The sequence below is a fragment of the Ancylobacter sp. WKF20 genome (genome assembly GCF_029760895.1).
GTDB lineage: Bacteria > Pseudomonadota > Alphaproteobacteria > Rhizobiales > Xanthobacteraceae > Ancylobacter.
In genome coordinates this window covers 3,174,803-3,193,795 of the sequence record NZ_CP121679.1, presented here as the reverse complement: position 1 = coordinate 3,193,795, position 18,993 = coordinate 3,174,803, and the positions used below count along the sequence as shown (strand labels likewise).

Here is an 18,993-nt window from a genome sequence, read left to right as displayed (position 1 = left end):
CCGTTTCCGCGGCAGGGCTGGCGCGTGCCGGACCTCATGTTAAGGTGACGTTGGGGCTGGTGTGGGGCGCAGGCGTCGGAGGTTCGATCGCGTGACGGCGACACCGGAAGGACAGTCGGACAAGGGCGCGGACGCTCGTTCCGAGGCCAATTATACGCGTGCCCTGCCCGCGGAGCGGCAGCTGACCAGCGCCCTGCAGCGCGCCTGGGCCGCCCTGCTCTGGGAGCGCGTATGGCCGGCCATGGTCGCCGTCGGCGCGGCGGTCGGGTTGTTCCTCATCGTGTCTTGGCTCGGCCTATGGCTGGCCCTTCCGCCCTATGGGCGGATGATCGGCCTCGCCCTCTTTGCTGCGCTTCTCGTCGTCGCTCTCATTCCCGCCCTGCGCATCCGCGCGCCGAGTTCCGGCGAGGCGCTGTCGCGGCTCGACAGCGAGAGCCGCCTGCCGCACCGGCCCGCGACCGCGCTGTCTGACCATCTCGCGACCCGCCCAGACGACCCGGTGGCCGCCGCCCTCTGGCGCGCGCACATCACCCGCATGACGGCCCAGCTCGGCAGCCTGCGCGTCGGCCTTCCCTCGCCGCGCCTCGCGGCGGTCGATCGCAAGGCGTTGCGGGCGCTCGTTCTTCTCGGTGTCGTCGCGACCTTCTTCATGGCGCCGGGCGACCATTTGCGCCGCATGGGTGCGGCCTTTGACTGGTCGGTGTTCAGCCCGCCACCGCCTTACCGGATCGACGCCTGGGTAACGCCGCCTGGATATACTGGCCGCCCGCCCGTGATGCTGCCGGGCCTGCGCTCGCAGGAGCCGACCCAGACCGCCGCAGCGGCCGATGACCGTGTGCCACAGGATTTTGAGGCGACCGCGCTCACCGTCCCGGCGGGCTCGGAACTCGTTGTGCGCATCACCGGCCTCAAGGAAGCTCCGCTGTCGGTGGCGGGTGGCCTCGCGCCGCCCAAGCCCGAACCCGTCGCCGAGGGTGGCGCCTCTCCCGCTCCGGCAAATCCGCCGGCCCCCAATGCCACGCCCGGCGAAGAGCGCCGCTTTGTCATCGCCGCCGACGGCTCCGCGCGCATCGAAGGGCCGGACGGGCGAAGCGTCGCCTGGCATTTCCGGGCCCTGCCGGACCAGCCGCCGACGATCGAGCTCACCAAGGAGCCGCAGGCCTCCGGGCGCACGGCATTGGCGCTGAACTACAAGGCGCAGGACGATTACGGCATTGTCAGCGCGCAGGCGACGTTCACCCCGCTGCCGCCGCCCGCGCCGCTCCATGCGCTGAAGAACGCCGCGCCGAAGCCCCCGGCTCGTCCGCTTGTCGAGGCGCCCGATTTCCCGCTGCCGCTCAGCGGCGCGCGCGGGAAAGCGGCCACCGGCCAGACCGTCAAGGATCTCACCGAGAGCCCCTGGGCCGGGACGCGCGTGTCCATGGTGCTCACCGCGCGTGATGAGGCGGGTCAGGAGGGCCGTTCGTCGCCACGCAGCTTCGTCCTGCCCGCCCGCGTCTTCGCCAATCCGCTCGCCCGCGCGCTGATCGAGCAGCGGCAGGTGCTGGCGCTTGACGCCAATCAGCGCGAGCGCGTGCAGGTGGCGCTTGACGCACTGGCCATCGCGCCGGAGCGTTTCACGCCCGATCCGTCCCAATATATGGGCCTGCGCTCGGCCTATTGGCGGCTTGCCAATGCGCGCAGCGACGAGGATCTGCGCGGGGTTGTCGACTATCTCTGGGACATCGCGGTCCGGATCGAGGATGGCGACCTCTCGGATGTCGAGAAGCAGCTCCGCGACGCGCAGCAGGCCTTGCAGAACGCGCTGGAGAACGGCGCCAGCGACGAGGAAATCCAGCGCCTGACGCAGGAACTGCGCGAGGCGATGGAGAAGTTCATGCAGGCGCTGGCCGAGGAGGCGCAGCGCAACGCCCAGCGCGGCGACAATAATCAGCCGATGGATCCCAACACCCGCACGGTCCGTCCGCAGGATCTGCAGAAGATGCTCGACCGCATCGAGGACATGGCGCGCAACGGTGCCCGCGACGCCGCCCGCCAGATGCTGAGCGAATTGCAGAACATGCTCAATGGGTTGCAGGCGGGTCGGCAGCAGCAGCGCCGCCAGCAGGGGCAGAGCCAGATGTCCCAGGCGCTGGATCAGCTCGGCGACATGATCCGCCGCCAGCAGCAGCTGCGCGACCGCACCTTCCGCGAGGGGCGCGAGGACGGCCAGCAGGGGCAGCAGGGTCAGCCCGGCCAGAAGGACGGGCAGGATCAGTCCTTCAACGAGCTGCGCCAGAACCAGGAGCAGCTGCGCGAGCAGCTCCGCCAGCTCCGCGAGCGGATGCAGCAGGCCCAGCGTGGGCGGCAGCAAGGCCAGCAGGGCGAGCAAGGCCAGGAGGGGCAGCAGGGTCAGGGGCAACAGGGTCAGCAAGGTCAAAAAGGCCAGCAAGGGCAAGGCGGTACGCCCGGCGATGGCGGGCTCGGCGAGGCCGAGCAGGCGATGCGGGAGGCGGAGCAGGCGCTGGGGCAGGGCGATGGCACAGGCGCGGTCGACGCCCAGAGCGAAGCCTTGCAGGCGCTGCGCCGCGGCGCCCAGCAGATGGCCGAGGCGATGCAGCAGCAGGAAGGCGGCCCCGGCGGCGAGCAGCCTGGCGGGCCCTCGGGCCAGCAGGCCGAGCGCACCGACCCGCTCGGCCGGCCCCTGCGCTCGCGCGATTATGGTGACGATACAACGGTCAAGGTGCCGGACGAGATGGACATGCAGCGCGCCCGCCGCGTGCTCGAGGAGCTGCGCCGTCGCTTCGGCGAGCCCGACCGGCCGCGCCTCGAGCTCGATTATCTGGAGCGCCTGCTGCGCGATTTCTGAACCGCGCGGGCTGCGCGCATCTCGCCCAAAATGGGCGATTTCGGCGTGACCGATGAGTGCAGTCAGGTGAACGATCAGGCCGATGAGGCCGATCTGGCCGAGACGCGTGGCCGGTCCGTGCGGATCGCACGAAACGCTCGCCGCGCCCCCCACGATGAAGGCACGTCATCCCCGGGCATGGCCCGGGGATCCACGACTTCCCCTCCGCCCGCGCCACGCAGAGAAGACGTGGATGGCCGGGCCAAGCCGGGCCATGACGGTATTTGAGCGGTAATGTCGGAAGCAGGACAACCAGAGACGTGGTGCCTGTCGCCTCCGGGGAGCTCCGTACCTCCGCCCGTCAACCTTCGGTGTCGGGGACGTGGCCGATGCTGGGGCGTCATCCCCGGGCTTGGCCCGGGGATCCACGACTTCCCCGACCGTCCCCGCCACGCAGGGAGAGGCGTGGATGGCCGGGTCAAGCCCGGCCATGACGGTGAGTGAGCGGTAACGCCGGTAGCAGGGCCAGCAGCGATGTGGCGCCTGTCCCTCCAGCCCCTTCACCCCGTGCCACGCAGCGAAGACGTGGATAGCCGGGTCGAGCCCGGCCATGACGGCGAGTGAGCGGTCAACGTCGGAAGTAGGACCAGCAGCGATGTGGCGTCGGTCCTCTCCGGGCCCAAGGCCGTCCGCGCCACGCCCATCCTCTAAGGGCACTGGGCCGTGCCTTCGCCCACGCCCGTCAGCCCTCGGCGCCGGACTGTGGCTAATGTCGGGACGTCATCCCCGGGCTTGGCCCGGGGATCCACGACTTCCTCGACCGTCCCTGCCACGCAGGAAAGACGTGGATGGCCGGGTCAAGCCCGGCCATGACGGTGTGTGAGCGGTAATGTCGGCAGCAGGACCAGCAGCGACGTGGTCTCTGTCCTCTCCGGGGGACCGCCCAGCCCTCCGCCGCCTACGCCCCCCGCCTCACCCCTCGGCGTCGGGGATGTAGCCGATGAAGGGGAGCTGGCGGTAGGCGTGCGAGACGTCCATGCCGTAGCCGACGACGAAATAGTCCGGGCATTTGAAGCCGACGAAATCGGCGTCGATCTGCACCGCGCGCTTGTGCGGCTTCTCCAGGAGCACGCAGACCATCACCCGGTTGGCGCCGCGCGCCGCCAGCAGGTCCTTGGCGAAGGCGAGGGTGCGGCCGGATTCGAGGATGTCGTCGACCAGCAGCACGTCGCGCCCGCGCACCTCGGTCTCGATGTCCCGGAGCACGGTGACATGGCCGGAGGAGACCCGCGCGTCGCGGTAGCTCGACAGGGTGATGAACTCCACCTCCGGCGCCAGCCCCGCCTCATGCATGGCGCGGATGAGGTCGGCGGCGAAGACGAAGCTGCCCTTGAGCACGGCGATGACGACGAGCTTTTCCGGCTTCTGCCCGACGATCTCGTTCACCAGCTCGCGGTTGCGCGCGGCGATGGTGCCGGCGTCATAGAGCACCTCGATATGCGGCGCCGGCTTCTCGGGAGTGTCGCTGGGGGCGCCCGCGGCGCGGGTCTCGGTCGGCTCGGTCATGCGTGTCCTCATGCGTGGCGGCCCTTCTGGGCCATCCCTTTGCTCAGCCGCCACCATGGACGCCTCCACGCGCGCCGTCCAGTTGGCGCGGGGCGGCGCCGGCAATTCGATACCGCGCCGCGCCTTTGGGCGCCGGGGTGCGCCCATGGCCGCGCGCTCTGTGCTAGGAGTGCTGCGCACCAGAATCATCCGCCCCGGGCGGAGCGTCGGCAAGAGCTCGTCGAGGGAAGAACTTGGTCCGATTCGAAAATGTCGGCCTGCGCTACGGCATGGGGCCGGAAGTGCTGCGGGACGTCACCTTCGGCATACCGCCGCACTCGTTCCAGTTCCTGACCGGCCCCTCGGGCGCCGGCAAGACGACGCTGCTGCGCCTGCTGTTCCTCTCGCTGCGCCCGACGCGCGGGCTGATCAACATCTTCGGCCGCGATGCGGCCAAACTCGGGCCCGATGAAACCGCGGCGCTGCGCCAGCGCATCGGCATCGTGTTCCAGGACTTCCGCTTGCTCGACCATCTCACGACCTATGAGAATGTCGCCCTGCCGCTGCGCGTACAGGAGAAGGAAGAGGCGAGCTACCGCGCCGAGGTGCGCGAACTGCTGAACTGGGTGGGGCTGGGCGAGCGCATGCATGTGCTGCCGCCCGTGCTCTCCGGCGGCGAGAAGCAGCGCGCCGCCATCGCCCGCGCCCTCATCAGTCGCCCGGAGATTTTGCTGGCCGACGAGCCGACCGGCAATGTCGATCCCGGCCTGGCGCGCCGGCTGATGCGGCTGTTTCTCGAACTGCACAAGACCGGCACCTCGGTGCTGATCGCCACCCATGATATCGGGCTGATGGACCAGTTCGATGCCCGCCGCCTCGTCATCAACCAGGGGCGGCTGACGGTCTATGACTGAGACGCGCACCCGCCACCCCTTTGCCCTGTTCTCGCGCCTGCGCGGCCGCGCCGCCGCGACGGAGGAGGGCACGGACGCCCATCACGACCCGCGCCACGGGCGGGGGCAGCCGCATTCCATCGTGCCCGGCGCCACCATCACCGGCAGCGCGCTGGTCGCGGTGGTCGCCATCATGACCTTTCTCGCCGGCCTCACTATTGGCAGCGTCGCGGCGGTGCGCACCGTGGCGGCGGACTGGACCTCGCAGATCGCCCGCGAGACCACCATCCAGATCAAGCCGGGCGACGGGCTCGACATCAAGGCGGCGCTCGACGCGGCGGTGACGGTGGCGAAGGACACGCCGGGCGTGGCCGATGCGCGGGCGCTGGGCGACGCCGAGACAGCGGCGCTGCTGGAGCCCTGGCTCGGCTCGGGGCTCGATCTTTCCAGCCTGCCGGTGCCGCGCCTCGTCATCGTCAAGCTCGGGCCGGAGGCCGGGCCGCAGACGCTGCTGGCGCTGCGCGCCGGGCTCGCCGCGCAGGTGCCCTCGGCAACGTTCGACGATCACCGCCAATGGTCCGACCGGCTGATCGCCACGGCCCGCATGGTGGTGCTGATCGGCCTTGCGGTGCTGGCGCTGGTCGGGGCGGCGACGGTGCTCTCGGTGGTGTTTGCCACCCGCGCGGCGGTGGATGCGGCGCGGGCGATCGTCGAGGTGCTGCATTTCGTCGGCGCCCGCGACAATTTCATCGCCGCCGCGTTCCAGCACCATTTCCTCTGGGTCGGGCTCAAGGGCGGGCTGATCGGCGGCGGGGCGGCGATGGCGCTGTTCTTCCTCGGCGCCACGCTGCCGGGCTGGCTCGGCCTGACCAGCCGGGCCGATACGCTGATCGGCGCGGTGGCGCTCGATGTGCGCGGCTATGGCGGCATTCTCGGCGTATCGGTGCTGGTGGCGCTGGTGACGGCGATCACCTCGCGCATCACCGTCTATCGCACCCTGCGCCGGATCAGCTAGGGCTTTTGCCGAGAAAGCCCGTTCGCCGGAAAAGCTCTAGCTCTCTGATTTCACGCAATTCCTCCCGCAAAACCGCTACGCACTTTTGCGGGAATTGCTCTAGGCTGACGACCGTGACGCGCCGCGCTTTGCCCTCTTCCGCTTCTGACCCGCGCCCGCGGCGCCCCAGCGCGCTGCTGCGTGTCCTGCGCGCCGGCTTCCTGTTCTGCGCGGCCGGGGCCGTGCTGGTGCTGGCGGGCTTCGCCGCCTTTCTCTTCGCGCTGGAACGCGAGGCGACGCCGCAGGCGCCCGCCGCCGACGGCATTGTGGTGCTGACCGGCGGGGCCGACCGCATCACCGAGGCAACGGCCTTGCTGACCGAGCGGCGCGGCAAGCGCCTGCTTATCACCGGCGTGCATCCCGACACGACGCTGGCCGAGATCAGCCGCACCGTGCCGGCGACGCAGGATCAGCTGGAATGCTGCGTCGAGCTTGGGCGCTCGGCGCTCAACACGCGCGGCAACGCCATCGAGACGGCGGTCTGGGCGCGCGCGCACGATTTCCGCTCGCTGATCGTTGTGACTTCCGCCTGGCACATGCCGCGCGCGCTGGTGGAGCTCTCCCGCGCCATGCCGGACATCGCGCTGCTGCCCTATCCGGTGGTGGCGCGCCTGCCGCGCGACACGGGCTGGCGCGGCGGGCTGGCGAGCGCGCGGCTGCTCTTCGTGGAATATGTGAAGTTCGTCGCCGCCTATGTCGGCATCGGCCCCTGGCCCGCCGTCACCGCCGAGGTCGGCGAGGGCATCACCAGCCCGGCGCCGTAAGCCCGGCGCCTCATCTATGCCGTCATGGCCGGGCTTGACCCGGCCATCCACGTCTTTGAGCCGGCCACGGCGCGGCGAACATCATGGATCCCCGGGTCAAGCCCGGGGATGACGACAAGGCGGGGCGCGGGAACATTCTGGCACGCTCGCGGATTCACGCTGCGAGACATGTTGACGATGCCAATGGATGTTCTAGATTTGTTCTCATGCTGACACACAATGTGAAGTCCAGCGATTCGCTGACCGATGATGGCCCGTTGAGCGCCGCAGATGCGCTGCTGGCGCGCCGTTTCCGTCTCTGGCGCGGGCCCGACGGCCGGCGTCAGGTCTATTCGGTCTATGGCGTCGACGAGGCGCCCGACTACCCGGACGCGGTCGCCATGGCGGTCCGCACCGAGGGCGGGCGGCGCGTGGCGCTGTGGAGCGGGCCGGCCGGCGCGCGGGCGCGGGCCGCCTGTTACGCCATGGGCGCGCAGGAAATCCATCTGCGCATCCTGCCGGAGACCGACAGCGGCGCGCTCGCGCCGAGCTGACGCGCCACGCTGACAGGGCGGGCCTAGAGCCGCTCCACCAGCCAGCGCAGTTCGGCATCGCGGATGCCGAGTTCCACCAGATGGTTCGCGGTGGCGGTGACATAATCGACGTTCGGGCCACCCACGCCATGGCCCTGGCGGATCAGATGCAGGCGCTCCTCGCGCGAGAGCTTGCCGGCATATTGGCTGTGGCCCCGGTCGACCAGGAAGGTCACGGCGGCGACGGCGCGCGCGCTGCCATCCTTCAGCCAGACCCGGCGCACCGCTTCGCGGTAGATGTTCGTCACCTGCTCGCGCGCGCGCAGATAATCCAGCGTCGCCTGCGCCCGCTCGGGCGCGATGCGGAAGGCGATGCCGATGCAGGCGCCGCCCTGGTCGAGGCCCAGCACGAGTCCGGGCTTTTCCGGCGTGCCGCGCCAGTGCACCGATTTCACGCAGAAGGAGCGGTGCGCGCCGATCAGCTTGGCCGCGACGCGCTCCTCATAATCGAAGCCCGGATTCCACATCAGCGAGCCATAGCCGAAGACCCAGAGCTCGGCGGGCGAAGGGACGGCACTCATCGGGGCACCCGAGGGGAGGTAAGGGAATCAGCGCGGCTTGTCGGGCGAGACTAGGGCGCGGGAGGGCGGGCGTTAAGACGTCCGGCGGGCAGAGCTTTGGACAATCGCGCTTCCGACGTAGAAAGGACCGCGCCGCCGCCCGCCTCGCGGACACGGCGCCCGCCTTATCCCCGCCGCACCGGCGGAAGAACGTGCCGCCCCGTTCCGCACAGGAGTTGCCCGCATGAGCTTGCCCGACACCCCGGCAGCCGCCCCGTCTCCCGCCCCGGTCGTGCGCCGGCGGCCCTGGCTGCTGCTCGGCCTGGTGACGGCGCTGGTGCTGGCCGGGACGGGCTGGACCGCCGCCTGGTTCTACGCCTCCGGCCGCGCGGTGCAGGAAATCGACCGCTGGATGGCTGCCGAGGCGGAGAGGGGACGCAGCTGGAGCTGCGCCGACCGGCAGTTCGGCGGCTTCCCCTTCCGCTTCGAGCTGATCTGCACCGAGCCGACCGTGACCTTCACCGGCCCCGCCGGCGGCTCGGCCAAGGCGGCGCGCGCCCATGCGGTGGCGCAGGTGTGGAACCCCCGGCACATCATCGCCGAGTTCCAGGGACCGGGCGTAATCAGCAGCCCGCAGGCCGGCGAGATCATCGCCAACTGGTCGCTGCTGCAGGTGAGCGGCGTCGGGCGCGGCAATGATCTCGACCGGCTCTCCGTCGCCGCCGATGATTACGCGCTGACGCAGGGCGGCACCGTGTTCTTCGGCGCGCGCCATGCCGAGTTCCATGTCCGCCACACGCCGGGCGCCGATGCCGCGACGCTGGACATCGCCGCCGGGGTGAAGGGCGCGACCGGGGTGACGACCGCCGCCGCCAATGCCGCCCCGATCGACGGCGCGCTGGAGATGACCGCGACGCAGGTGCCGGAGTGGCGCGCCGTGCTCGCGCCGGCCGCGCGGCTTCAGGCCTGGCAGGCGGCGGGCGGGCGGGTGAAGCTGCTCGAGGCCCGGCTCAGCGGCGGCGGCGGGGCGATGAACGCCACCGGCGAGATCGGCCTCGACACTGAGCGTCGCCCGAACGGCACGATCAACCTCACCATGGCGAATGCGCCGGCGCTGATGTCGGCGCTCTCCGCCGCCGGGCTGATGCCGGCCTTCATGGTGAACCTCGCCCCGGCGCTGTCGGTGGTCGGCATGCCCGGCACGCTCGACGGCGCGCCGGCCAGCACCTTCCCCTTCACCTTCCGCGATGGGCGGATCTCGCTCGGCATGCTGCCGCTCGGCAAGATCGGGCCGGCCTACTAGGCCCGGCCTATTAGGCTCACACCGCGAAGATGCTCGCGCCCGTGTCCGCCGTGCCCACGGCGGCGCGGAAGGCGGTGAACAGCTCGCGCCCGACGCCGACATGCGAGGCCGACAGGTCGGCCGGGACCGGCGCTCGCTCGGCCCAGGTCTCGGCGTCGATCAGCACGGTGAGCGTGCCGGCGACCGCGTCGACGCGGACGATGTCGCCGTTCTTGATGCGGGCGATCGGCCCGCCATCGGCGGCTTCCGGCGTGACATGGATGGCGGCCGGCACCTTGCCGGAGGCACCCGACAGGCGGCCATCCGTCACCAGCGCGACCTTGTGGCCCCGGTCCTGCAACACGCCGAGCGGCGGCATCAGCTTGTGCAGTTCCGGCATGCCATTGGCCTTCGGACCCTGATAGCGCACCACGGCGACGAAATCGCCGGTGAGCGAGCCCGCCTTGAAGGCCGCCTGAAGCTCCTCCTGGCTGTGGAACACGCGGGCCGGCGCCTCGATGATGTGGCGCTCGGGGGCGATGGCGGAGGTCTTGATCACCGCCTTGCCGAGATCGCCCGCCAGCAGCTTGAGGCCGCCGGTGGCCTGGAAGGGTGCGTCCGCGCCGCGCAGCACCGCCTCGTCGCCGCTCATCGACGTGCCGTCGCGCCAGGCGAGCGTACCGTCCTCGGCCAGCACGGGCTCCTTGGTGTAGACGCCGAGATCGCCGCCCCAGACGGTCTCGACATCCCGGTGCAGCAGTCCCTCGCCGAGCAGCGAGCGGATGACGAAGGCCATGCCGCCGGCGGCGTGGAAATGGTTCACGTCGGCCTTGCCGTTCGGGTAGACGCGACAGAGCAGGGGGGTGACATCGGCGAGGTCCGAGAAATCGTCCCAGGTCAGCCTTATGCCGGCCGCCGCCGCCATGGCGACGATGTGCAGCGTGTGGTTGGTGGAGCCGCCGGTGGCGTGCAGGCCGACAATGCCGTTGACGAAGGCCTTCTCGTCGAGCATCCGGCCGACCGGTGTGTAGTCGTTACCCAGTGCGGTGATCGCCATGGCGCGCTCGGCGGCGGCGGTGGTCAGCGCCTCGCGCAGCGGGGTGTTCGGGTTGACGAAGGAGGCGCCGGGCAGATGCAGGCCCATGATCTCCATCATCATCTGGTTGGTGTTGGCGGTGCCGTAGAAGGTGCAGGTGCCCGGCCCGTGATAGGACTGGCTCTCGGCCTCCAGCAGCGCCTCGCGGCCGACCTTTCCTTCCGCGAAAAGCTGACGGATCTTCGCCTTCTCGTCGTTGGGCAGCCCTGAGGTCATCGGCCCGGCCGGGATGAACACCGCCGGCAGATGGCCGAAGGACAGCGCGCCGATGACGAGGCCGGGCACGATCTTGTCGCAGATGCCGAGGAACACCGCCGCGTCGAAGGTCTGGTGCGACAGGGCAACCGCCGTGGCCAGGGCGATGACGTCGCGCGAGAACAGCGAGAGCTCCATGCCGGCCTCGCCCTGGGTGATGCCGTCGCACATGGCGGGCACCCCGCCCGCGACCTGCGCCACGCCGCCGGCGGCGCGCGCGGCGGCGCGGATCAGCTCCGGGTAGTTCTCATAGGGCTGGTGAGCGGAGAGCATGTCGTTATAGGCGGTGACGATGGCGAGGTTGGCGCCGGCGCCGGCGCGCAGCATCGCCTTGTCGGAGGGGCCGCAGGCGGCGAAGCCGTGCGCCTGGTTGGCGCAGCCGAGCTTGGCGCGGCTCGGGCCGCGCTCGGCGGCGGCGGCGATCCGCTCCAGATAGCGCGTGCGGGCGTCATGCGAGCGCTTCACGATGCGCTCCGTGACCTCGCCGATACGGGCGTTCACGCTGGACGGGATGGCGGTTGCCATGCGGCTCTCCTTCAGGTGGTCAACGGCCGGAAAGGACGCCGGCCGCGTCGTCGCTCAAATGGGGTGGGCGTGTCGGGTCACGGGCACCAGAAGATGTCGAGCGCCGGGCGCGCGCGCAGCACGGCGCGGATCGGCATGTCGGTGGCGGGGCCCTCGCCCAGCGCGGCATCCAGCACCGGGCGCTTGGCCGCGCCCTCGATATGCAGCGCCAGCGCATCGGCGGCGAGCAGCACAGGCAGGGTCAGGGTGATGCGCGGTTCGCCGGCGGCGGGGGCGTGCATCGGCAGGAGGCCGAGCGCGCCATCGGGGTCGATGGCCTCCTCAAGGTGGTCGCCGCCCGGAAAGAAGGAGGCGGTGTGGCCATCGTCGCCCATGCCGAGCACGGCGGCCGCGAGCGGCCAGGGCAGGTCCTCCAGCGCCTCGTTGACGGCGAAAAGGCCCGCCTCGGGGGTGGGCGCGTCATTGGCGAGCGCCACGAAGCGGGCGCTGGCGGCCTTGTTGGTCAGGAGGTGCTGGCGGACCAGCCGGGCATTGGAGCGCTCCGAGGTCTCGCGCACCCAGCGTTCATCGACGAGGGTGACGAGGATCTTGTCCCAGGGCAGGTCGCGGGTGGAGAGCTCGTCGAAGAAGCGGGTGGGGGTGCGCCCGCCGGAGACGGCAAGGCTCGCCAGCCCGTCGCGCTGCACGCGCGCGCCCAAGGCAGCCGCCACATAATCGGCCAGCGCATGCGCCACTGCCGCGCTGTCGGCAAACTCCTGGAAATTCGGCACGCTCACGCTCCCCTCACTGTGCCGCCGGCTGGTGCCGGCGGGCCTGTCTGTCGCCAGCTTCGCTCGCGGCCCGGCGCCGCCCGCGAGTCTAGCGTTGCCCCGCAAACCGCGCGCTACACGAGCGCGTCACGCGGGGCCGGCGCGCTTCCGCGCCGTCGTCCAGGACGAGACGCCGGTGAGGCGCCGTCTTCCAGCCGATAGGCGCCGATCAGGCGCCGTCTTCCAGCCCATAGGCGCCGGTCAGGCGCCGTCTTCCAACCACGTGCGGCCATCGCGCTCGATGAGGGCGATGGAGGCCGACGGGCCCCAGGTGCCCGCCGTGTAGGGGCGGGGCGGCTCCTTGGCGCCGCGCCAGGCCTGCAGGATCGGGTCGACCCATTTCCAGGCCGCCTCGACCTCGTCGCGGCGCATGAACAGCGTCTGGTTGCCGCGCACCACGTCGAGAATCAGCCGCTCATAGGCGTCCGGGTTGCGCACCTTGAACGCCTTGGCAAAGCTCATGTCGAGCGGCACATGGGTGAGGCGGATGCCGCCCGGGCCGGGATCCTTGATCATCAGCCACAGCTTCACGCCCTCATCCGGCTGCAGGCGGATAACGAGGCGGTTGGGCTCGATGGCGCCGACCGCATCGCCGAACACCGAATGCGGCACATGGCGGAAGCCGATGACGATCTCGGAGACGCGCGAGGCGAGGCGCTTGCCGGTGCGCAGATAGAAGGGCACGCCGGCCCAGCGCCAGTTTTCCAGCTCCGCCTTCACCGCGACGAAGGTCTCGGTCTCGCTGCGGGTGGAGCCGAGCTCCTCCAGATAGCCGGGCACGGCGCCGCCGGCCGAGGCGCCGGCGCGGTACTGCCCGCGCACGGTGAGCTGGGCCATGTTGTGGTCGGCGATGGGCTTGAGCGCGCGCAGCACCTTCAGCTTCTCGTCGCGCACCGCGTCGGCGTCGAGCGAGGCGGGCGGCTCCATCGCCACGAGGCAGAGCAGCTGGAGCATGTGGTTCTGCACCATGTCGCGCATGGCGCCGGCGGTGTCGTAATAGCCGGCCCGCTCCTCGACGCCGAGCGCCTCGGCCACCGTGATCTGCACATGGTCGATATGGGCGTTGTTCCACAGCGGCTCGAACAGGGCGTTGGCGAAGCGCAGCGCCATCAGATTCTGCACCGTCTCCTTTCCGAGATAATGGTCGATACGGTAGACACGCTCTTCCGGGAAGATGCGGCCGACCTGCTCGTTCAGCGCCACCGCCGAGCTCAGATCCTTGCCGATCGGCTTCTCGATGACGACTCGGCCCTTCTCGGCGAGGCCGTACTTGCCGAGGCGCTCGCAGATCGGCCCGAACAGATGCGGCGCGGTGGCGAGATAATAGACCGGGATCATGTCGCCGGCATTCGCCACGCGGGTGGCGAGTTCCGACCAGCCGGGCTCGGCATCGGCATCGGCCGCGACATAGGAGAGGCGGCCGAGGAAGCGCTCGAGCTCCGGCTCCTTCAGCTCCGCGGCGGGGATGTGATCGGTCAGCGCCTGATGTGCGAAGGCGCGGAACTCGGCATCGGTCATCGCCCGGCGCGACACGCCGATGATGAGGGCCTCTTCGGGAATCTGGCCGTCCGCGTCGCGGTGGAACAGGGCCGGGATCAATTTGCGCCGGGAGAGGTCGCCGGTGGCTCCGAACACCGTCAGCACGAAGGGCGGAACCGGAATCAGGCGGCTGGTCATGGACGAACTCTCCTCAGGGCTCGGCAGGCCGTCGGGCCCGCCGCGGACACGGCACGGGTAATGCCGGCGGCAAGGCTAGCCTCACCATTCCGGCGGCATTGCGGTGGCGCCCGGCCTCACGTTCCTGCGCCGGGCTCTGCCTAGCAAAAACGAGTCCGTGCCGGAACGTCCTCCCGGTAGCACGGAGGCGGTCTAGCCGCCTCACGCGACGCGGCGATGATCACAGCCTTGCGCGCGGCCGTCGAGCCTTTCGACGCTGCATTGCAGCATTATGGCGCAAAAAAGGGATTTGAGCGGGCGAATTCGGGCGGCGAGCGGGGTTCGCAAGTATTCGCCGGAGCTGCCGTAACGATGCCGGCGATGCGGCGGCCGGCGCGCGCGGAGAGGTGCGGTGAGCGGCGCGGCGCGTTGCTATTGCTCGTGCTGGGAGGGAATTGCGAGCCAGCTCAACGGCTTACTTAATAAGGTATGCCTACGCACATTATGCAATATTAAGTATGCCAAAGTCTGTATGCCACATACAAAATTCCTATAATACGTAATACAAACTGACCTTGCGTCGCACCATTGAACTTTAGAATTAGCTCTTGGCTTTGTTCTAATCTTGGTACAACTTATTACACGGAGTATCCGGCGGAGAGACGAAGCAATCGGCCTGCCGGCTATCACGGATCCGCTCCGGCATCGCGAAGCGGAACGCAAAAACAAGACCGACCAAAGATCGGTTGAACGCCAGAATCCTTTTGGGAAGGAAAACGCCAAATGAAACATTTCCATGCTCTTGGTCTGGGCGCCATTACCGCCCTCGGCATGACGGCGCTCTCCATGCTGCCGGCCTCGGCCGCCTGGGCGCCGACCAAGCCGGTGGAGTTCATCGTGCCGGCCGGTACGGGTGGTGGCGCCGACCAGATGGCGCGCACGCTCCAGGGCATCATTGCCAAGCACAATCTGATGTCGACGCAGCTCGTCGTCATCAACAAGTCGGGCGGCGCCGGCGGCGAGGGCTTCCTCGACGTCAAGAGCAACAAGGGCAACCCCCACAAGATCGTCATCTCGCTGTCGAACCTGTTCACCACCCCGCTGGCGACCGGCATTCCCTTCAACTGGAAGGACCTCACCCCCGTCGCCATGCTGGCGCTGGACGAGTTCGTCCTGTGGGTGAACGCCCAGGAGCCCTACAAGACCGCGCAGGAATATGAGGCGGCTATCAAGGCGGCGCCGGACGGCACCTTCAAGATGGGCGGCACCGGTTCCAAGCAGGAAGACCAGATCATCACCGTCGCCATCGAGAAGGCGCTCGGCAAGAAGCTGACCTACATCCCCTATAAGGGCGGTGGCGAGGTCGCGGTGCAGCTGGTCGGCGGTCACGTCAACTCGACCGTGAACAACCCGATCGAGGCCGTCTCGCAGTGGCGCGGCGACAAGGTGCGCCCGCTCTGCGTGTTCGACTCCAAGCAGCTGCCCTACACCGACAAGATCCTCGGTGACGCTTCCTGGTCCTCGATCCCGACCTGCATCTCGGCCGGCCTCAACGTCGAATATCTCATGCTGCGCGGCATCTTCATGCCCCCGGGCGTGACCGACGAGCAGGTCGCCTACTTCGTCGACCTGTTCAAGAAGGTCCGCGAGACCCCCGAGTGGCAGCAGCTGATGAAGGACGGCGCCTTCAACCCGACCTTCATGACCGGCGCCGAGTTCAAGGGCTGGCTCGACCAGGCTGAAGCCAAGCACAAGACCCTGATGCAGGAAGCCGGCTTCATCGCCGGTAACTGACGACCTCGCTCCCCGGGCCGGCCTTGCCGGCCCGGTTGGAGCCGGGCTTCCCGCGGGGAGCCCCTTGACGTTTTCGACCGAGCGCCGCTGCGGACAGCGGCACTGCCGCCGGCACCGTTCCGGCCGCACGCATCCCGGGCGCCGGGAAACAGCAAGAACGAACGTTAGAGCAAGCTGACGTCGAACGTGCCTCTGGCGGGTCGCCCTCGCCGGACACTCCTTTGCGCGGATTTTTCGGAGACAATCTATGGAACAGGCTCACCATGGGGCGGGCGGGGGAGGCCCTAAGCAGCGCACCGTCGAGATCGGCACCGCACTGCTGACCCTGCTGTTCGGCCTCATCGTTATCTATGGCAGCTACCTGGTCGGGGTCGGCTGGGGTTCGGACGGCCCGCAAGCCGGGTTCTTTCCGTTCTATGTCGGGCTCATCATCTGCGGGTGCAGCCTGATCAACCTCGTGCATGGCATGCGCGAGAGCTCCGAGCCGCTCTTCGCGGAATGGAGCCAGCTCGGCCAGGTGCTCCGGGTGCTCATCCCGGCCTGCGTCTATGTCGCGCTTGTGCCGTTCCTCGGCATCTACGTCCCCTCTGTCGCGCTGATCCTCGGCTTCATGATGTGGATCGGCAAATACAAGCTGCCGCTGTCGCTCACCGTGGCGGTCTGCGTGCCGGTCTTCTTCTACATGACGCTCGAGCGCTGGTTCATGATTCCGCTCCCCAAGGGGCCGATCGAGGCGATGCTCGGACTGTGACCACCGACAGATAAGGCGGGCACCGCGAGCCGCCTGCCAGGGAAACGCCCATGCTTGAGAATTTCACCTATCTCTACCACGGGTTCGGTATCGCATCCGACCCGTTCAACATCCTCCTGATGGCCATCGGCATCCTGCTCGGCGTCATCATCGGCGTGCTGCCGGGACTCGGCGGCGCCAATGGCGTCGCCATCCTGCTGCCGCTCACCTTCTCCATGTCGCCGACCTCGGCGATCATCCTGCTGACCTGTATTTACTGGGGCGCCCTGTTCGGCGGCGCCATCACCTCGGTGCTGTTCAACATCCCCGGTGAACCCTGGTCGGTGGCCACAACCTTTGACGGGCATCCAATGGCCCGATCAGGACGAGCCGGTGAAGCGCTCACCGCGGCCTTCACCTCGTCCTTCATCGGCGCCTTCTTCGCGGTGGTGATGATCACCCTCATCGCGCCGCTGGTCGCCCAGTTCGCGCTGCAGTTTGGTCCAGCCGAGAAATTCGCGGTCTACTTCCTCGCCTTTGCCTCCTTCGTCGGCATGAGCAAGGAGCCGCCGGCCAAGACCATCGTGTCCATGATGATCGGCTTTGCCCTCGCGGCGGTCGGCCTCGACATGGTCACCGGTCAGCTCCGCCTGACCTTCGGCGTCACCGAACTGCTCAACGGCTTCGACTTCCTCATCGCGGTCATCGGTCTCTTCGGCATCGGCGAGATCCTGCTGACCATGGAAGAGGGCCTCGAATTCCGCGGCAAGTCGGCGAAGATCGACCCCAAGGTGGTGTGGAAGACCTGGCTGACGCTGCCCCGTTACTGGATGACGTCGCTGCGCTCCATCGTCATCGGCTGCTGGATGGGTATCACCCCGGCCGGCGCCACTCCGGCCTCCTTCATGGCCTATGGCATCGCCAAGCGCGTGTCGAAGAACGGCAAGAACTTCGGCAATGGCGAGATCGAGGGCGTCATCGCCCCCGAGACCGCCGCCCACGCCGCCGGCACGGCCGCCATGCTGCCCATGCTGGCGCTGGGCGTCCCCGGTTCGCCGACCGCCGCGGTTCTGCTCGGCGGCCTGCTGATCTGGGGTCTGCAGCCCGGTCCGATGCTGTTCGTCGAGCAGGCTGAGTTCGTGTGGGGCCTCATCGCCTCCATGTATCTCGGCAACATTGTCGGCCTCATCCTCGTGCTGACCACGGTGCCGCTGTTCGCCTCGATCCTGCGCATCCCCTTCTCGATCATCGCCCCGGTGATCCTGGTGGTCTGCGCCATCGGTGCCTACACGGTGAACAACAACGTGTTCGACGTGCTGATGATGATGGTCTTCGGTGTCCTCGGCTATCTGCTGAAGAAGACCAACTACCCGCTGGCGCCGCTGGTGCTCGCGATCGTCCTCGGCGACGCCGCCGAAGAATCCTTCCGCCAGTCCCTGCTTGGCTCGGGCGGTTCGATCTCGGTGTTCTGGTCGAACGGCCTCGTGGCCTCGATCATGGGCCTTGGTGTCCTCGCCGGCATCTGGCCGGTCCTCGGCCACCTGTTCGGCAAGCTGCGCGGCACGTCCGCCCAGCCGGCCTGAGGACGACAATGACAAGGCCCGCCGCGCTCACCGCGCGGCGGGCTTTTGGGCCGAACGGAACCTGACGCAGCGTTAGGTCCGGTCGGCGCCCAGGCGAAGAGCGGGGCAAATCGCTCTTCCGCCGAATCCCTCGCCCCCGGAGAGGGAGATCGGGCAACACACGGCCGCCGCAGGAACCCGCCCCGCAGACGAGCCATAGAAGCTCGATGGAGGCGCGCTGGCGGACCGAGGTATCGGGGGGTTCGGGAGGCAACGCCAATGTTCTGTGCCCACACCAGGCTTCATCATCTCCGTCCGGCCGGCGCCCGGTCGGCCACGGACCCCGGGACGGACGCTGCATGATGAGCATCGAAAGCACCATTCGCCGGGTGAATGGCGGGGCTGCGAAGCTCTCCGTGGCGCCGCTGGAGGACACGTCCACTTTCAAGAACCGCGCCTATACCGCGCTCAAGGAAGTCATCGTCTCGCTCAATATCTACGACCAGACCCAGGAAGTGCGGCTCGACGAGCGCCAGCTCGCCCAGAGCCTCGGGGTCAGCCGTACCCCGGTGCGCGAGGCGATGGCGCAGCTGGAGCGCGAGGGCTTCGTCCACTCGGTGCCGCGCCGCGGCATCTATGTGGTGCGCAAGACCAAGCGCGAGGTCATCGAGATGATCCAGGTCTGGGCGGCGCTGGAAAGCCTCGCCGCCCGGCTCATCACCCAGCACGCCACCGATGACGAGATCGGCCGGCTGCGGGAAATGTTCGCCTCGTTCGACGATCCCAATGGCGCCCCGCACGCCAAGCTCGACGAATATTCCGAGGTGAACATCCAGTTCCACCAGACCATCATCGCCATGGGCGGCAATGGCATTCTGGTGAATCTCGCCGAGAACCTGTTCACCCATATGCGCATGATCCGCCGCAAGACGATCGGCGAGGAGGACCGGGCCGACCGCTCGATCCAGGATCACCTCGCCATCATCCAGGCGCTGGAGGCTCGCGACACCGACCTTGCCGAGGTGCTGGTGCGCAACCACGCGCTCGGCCTTGCCGACCATGTCGCGCGCTTCGCCGACTATCTGGAATAGGCGATCACCCATCGGCGCCGGCCGGAAGCAACCGGCCG

Annotated in this window: 15 protein-coding genes; 10 read left to right on the top strand and 5 right to left on the bottom strand. The window is 68.9% G+C overall.

The window, feature by feature from the left end:
• Nucleotides 1-91 precede the first annotated feature (91 nt).
• Nucleotides 92-2,848 carry a TIGR02302 family protein gene (locus AncyloWKF20_RS14625; protein ID WP_279314756.1) on the top strand — a complete coding sequence of 919 codons (2,757 nt, stop codon included), beginning with the start codon at nt 92-94 and terminating at the stop codon, nt 2,846-2,848.
• A gap of 951 nt (nt 2,849-3,799) precedes the next feature.
• Here AncyloWKF20_RS14625 and hpt read toward each other — a convergent pair.
• Nucleotides 3,800-4,393, bottom strand: a complete 594-nt coding sequence (hpt, locus tag AncyloWKF20_RS14620; RefSeq protein ID WP_279314755.1) for a hypoxanthine phosphoribosyltransferase — start codon at nt 4,391-4,393, stop codon at nt 3,800-3,802.
• A gap of 233 nt (nt 4,394-4,626) precedes the next feature.
• Here hpt and ftsE point away from each other — a divergent pair, with 233 nt between their 5' ends.
• The 4 genes from ftsE to AncyloWKF20_RS14600 all read left to right on the top strand — a co-directional run bounded on the left by ftsE (nt 4,627) and on the right by AncyloWKF20_RS14600 (nt 7,616).
• The gene (gene ftsE, locus AncyloWKF20_RS14615) at nt 4,627-5,286 is read left to right on the top strand and encodes a cell division ATP-binding protein FtsE (protein WP_267584738.1); all 660 of its coding nucleotides are present in this window, start codon (nt 4,627-4,629) and stop codon (nt 5,284-5,286) included.
• Nucleotides 5,279-6,280, top strand: a complete 1,002-nt coding sequence (locus AncyloWKF20_RS14610) for an ABC transporter permease (protein WP_279314754.1) — start codon at nt 5,279-5,281, stop codon at nt 6,278-6,280. The genes ftsE and AncyloWKF20_RS14610 overlap by 8 nt, the downstream gene beginning before the upstream one ends.
• 113 nt (nt 6,281-6,393) lie before the next feature.
• Nucleotides 6,394-7,083 (top strand): YdcF family protein, encoded by a 690-nt coding sequence (locus AncyloWKF20_RS14605; protein WP_279314753.1) that lies wholly within the window; start codon nt 6,394-6,396, stop codon nt 7,081-7,083.
• 206 nt (nt 7,084-7,289) lie between these two features.
• Nucleotides 7,290-7,616 (top strand): hypothetical protein, encoded by a 327-nt coding sequence (locus tag AncyloWKF20_RS14600; RefSeq protein WP_279314752.1) that lies wholly within the window; start codon nt 7,290-7,292, stop codon nt 7,614-7,616.
• 23 nt (nt 7,617-7,639) lie between these two features.
• Here the strand turns inward: AncyloWKF20_RS14600 and AncyloWKF20_RS14595 are convergent, their stop codons facing one another.
• Nucleotides 7,640-8,176 carry a gamma-glutamylcyclotransferase gene (locus AncyloWKF20_RS14595; RefSeq protein WP_279314751.1) on the bottom strand — a complete coding sequence of 179 codons (537 nt, stop codon included), beginning with the start codon at nt 8,174-8,176 and terminating at the stop codon, nt 7,640-7,642.
• Nucleotides 8,177-8,399: 223 nt separating this feature from the next.
• Here AncyloWKF20_RS14595 and AncyloWKF20_RS14590 point away from each other — a divergent pair, with 223 nt between their 5' ends.
• Complete coding sequence (locus AncyloWKF20_RS14590) at nt 8,400-9,458, top strand: DUF2125 domain-containing protein (RefSeq protein ID WP_279314750.1); 1,059 nt, start codon at nt 8,400-8,402, stop codon at nt 9,456-9,458.
• Between the two features lie 16 nt (nt 9,459-9,474).
• Here AncyloWKF20_RS14590 and edd read toward each other — a convergent pair whose 3' ends face one another.
• From edd to zwf, 3 genes are all read right to left on the bottom strand, one after another.
• A complete protein-coding gene (edd, locus tag AncyloWKF20_RS14585) occupies nt 9,475-11,313 on the bottom strand; it encodes a phosphogluconate dehydratase (protein WP_279314749.1) in 1,839 nt (612 codons plus the stop codon).
• Between the two features lie 77 nt (nt 11,314-11,390).
• Nucleotides 11,391-12,089 (bottom strand): 6-phosphogluconolactonase, encoded by a 699-nt coding sequence (gene pgl / locus AncyloWKF20_RS14580; protein ID WP_279314748.1) that lies wholly within the window; start codon nt 12,087-12,089, stop codon nt 11,391-11,393.
• 234 nt (nt 12,090-12,323) lie between these two features.
• Nucleotides 12,324-13,799 (bottom strand): glucose-6-phosphate dehydrogenase, encoded by a 1,476-nt coding sequence (zwf, locus tag AncyloWKF20_RS14575; protein WP_279314747.1) that lies wholly within the window; start codon nt 13,797-13,799, stop codon nt 12,324-12,326.
• 762 nt (nt 13,800-14,561) lie between these two features.
• On the opposite strand from zwf, the gene AncyloWKF20_RS14570 reads away from it, so the two are divergent.
• The 4 genes from AncyloWKF20_RS14570 to AncyloWKF20_RS14555 all read left to right on the top strand — a co-directional run bounded on the left by AncyloWKF20_RS14570 (nt 14,562) and on the right by AncyloWKF20_RS14555 (nt 18,955).
• A complete protein-coding gene (locus AncyloWKF20_RS14570; RefSeq protein WP_279314746.1) occupies nt 14,562-15,572 on the top strand; it encodes a tripartite tricarboxylate transporter substrate binding protein in 1,011 nt (336 codons plus the stop codon).
• Nucleotides 15,573-15,819: 247 nt separating this feature from the next.
• The gene (locus AncyloWKF20_RS14565) at nt 15,820-16,323 is read left to right on the top strand and encodes a tripartite tricarboxylate transporter TctB family protein (protein ID WP_279314745.1); all 504 of its coding nucleotides are present in this window, start codon (nt 15,820-15,822) and stop codon (nt 16,321-16,323) included.
• A gap of 50 nt (nt 16,324-16,373) precedes the next feature.
• Entirely contained in the window at nt 16,374-17,885 is a 1,512-nt protein-coding gene (locus tag AncyloWKF20_RS14560) for a tripartite tricarboxylate transporter permease (protein WP_279314744.1), read from the top strand.
• Nucleotides 17,886-18,223: 338 nt separating this feature from the next.
• Entirely contained in the window at nt 18,224-18,955 is a 732-nt protein-coding gene (locus AncyloWKF20_RS14555; RefSeq protein WP_267584750.1) for a GntR family transcriptional regulator, read from the top strand.
• Nucleotides 18,956-18,993 lie beyond the last annotated feature (38 nt).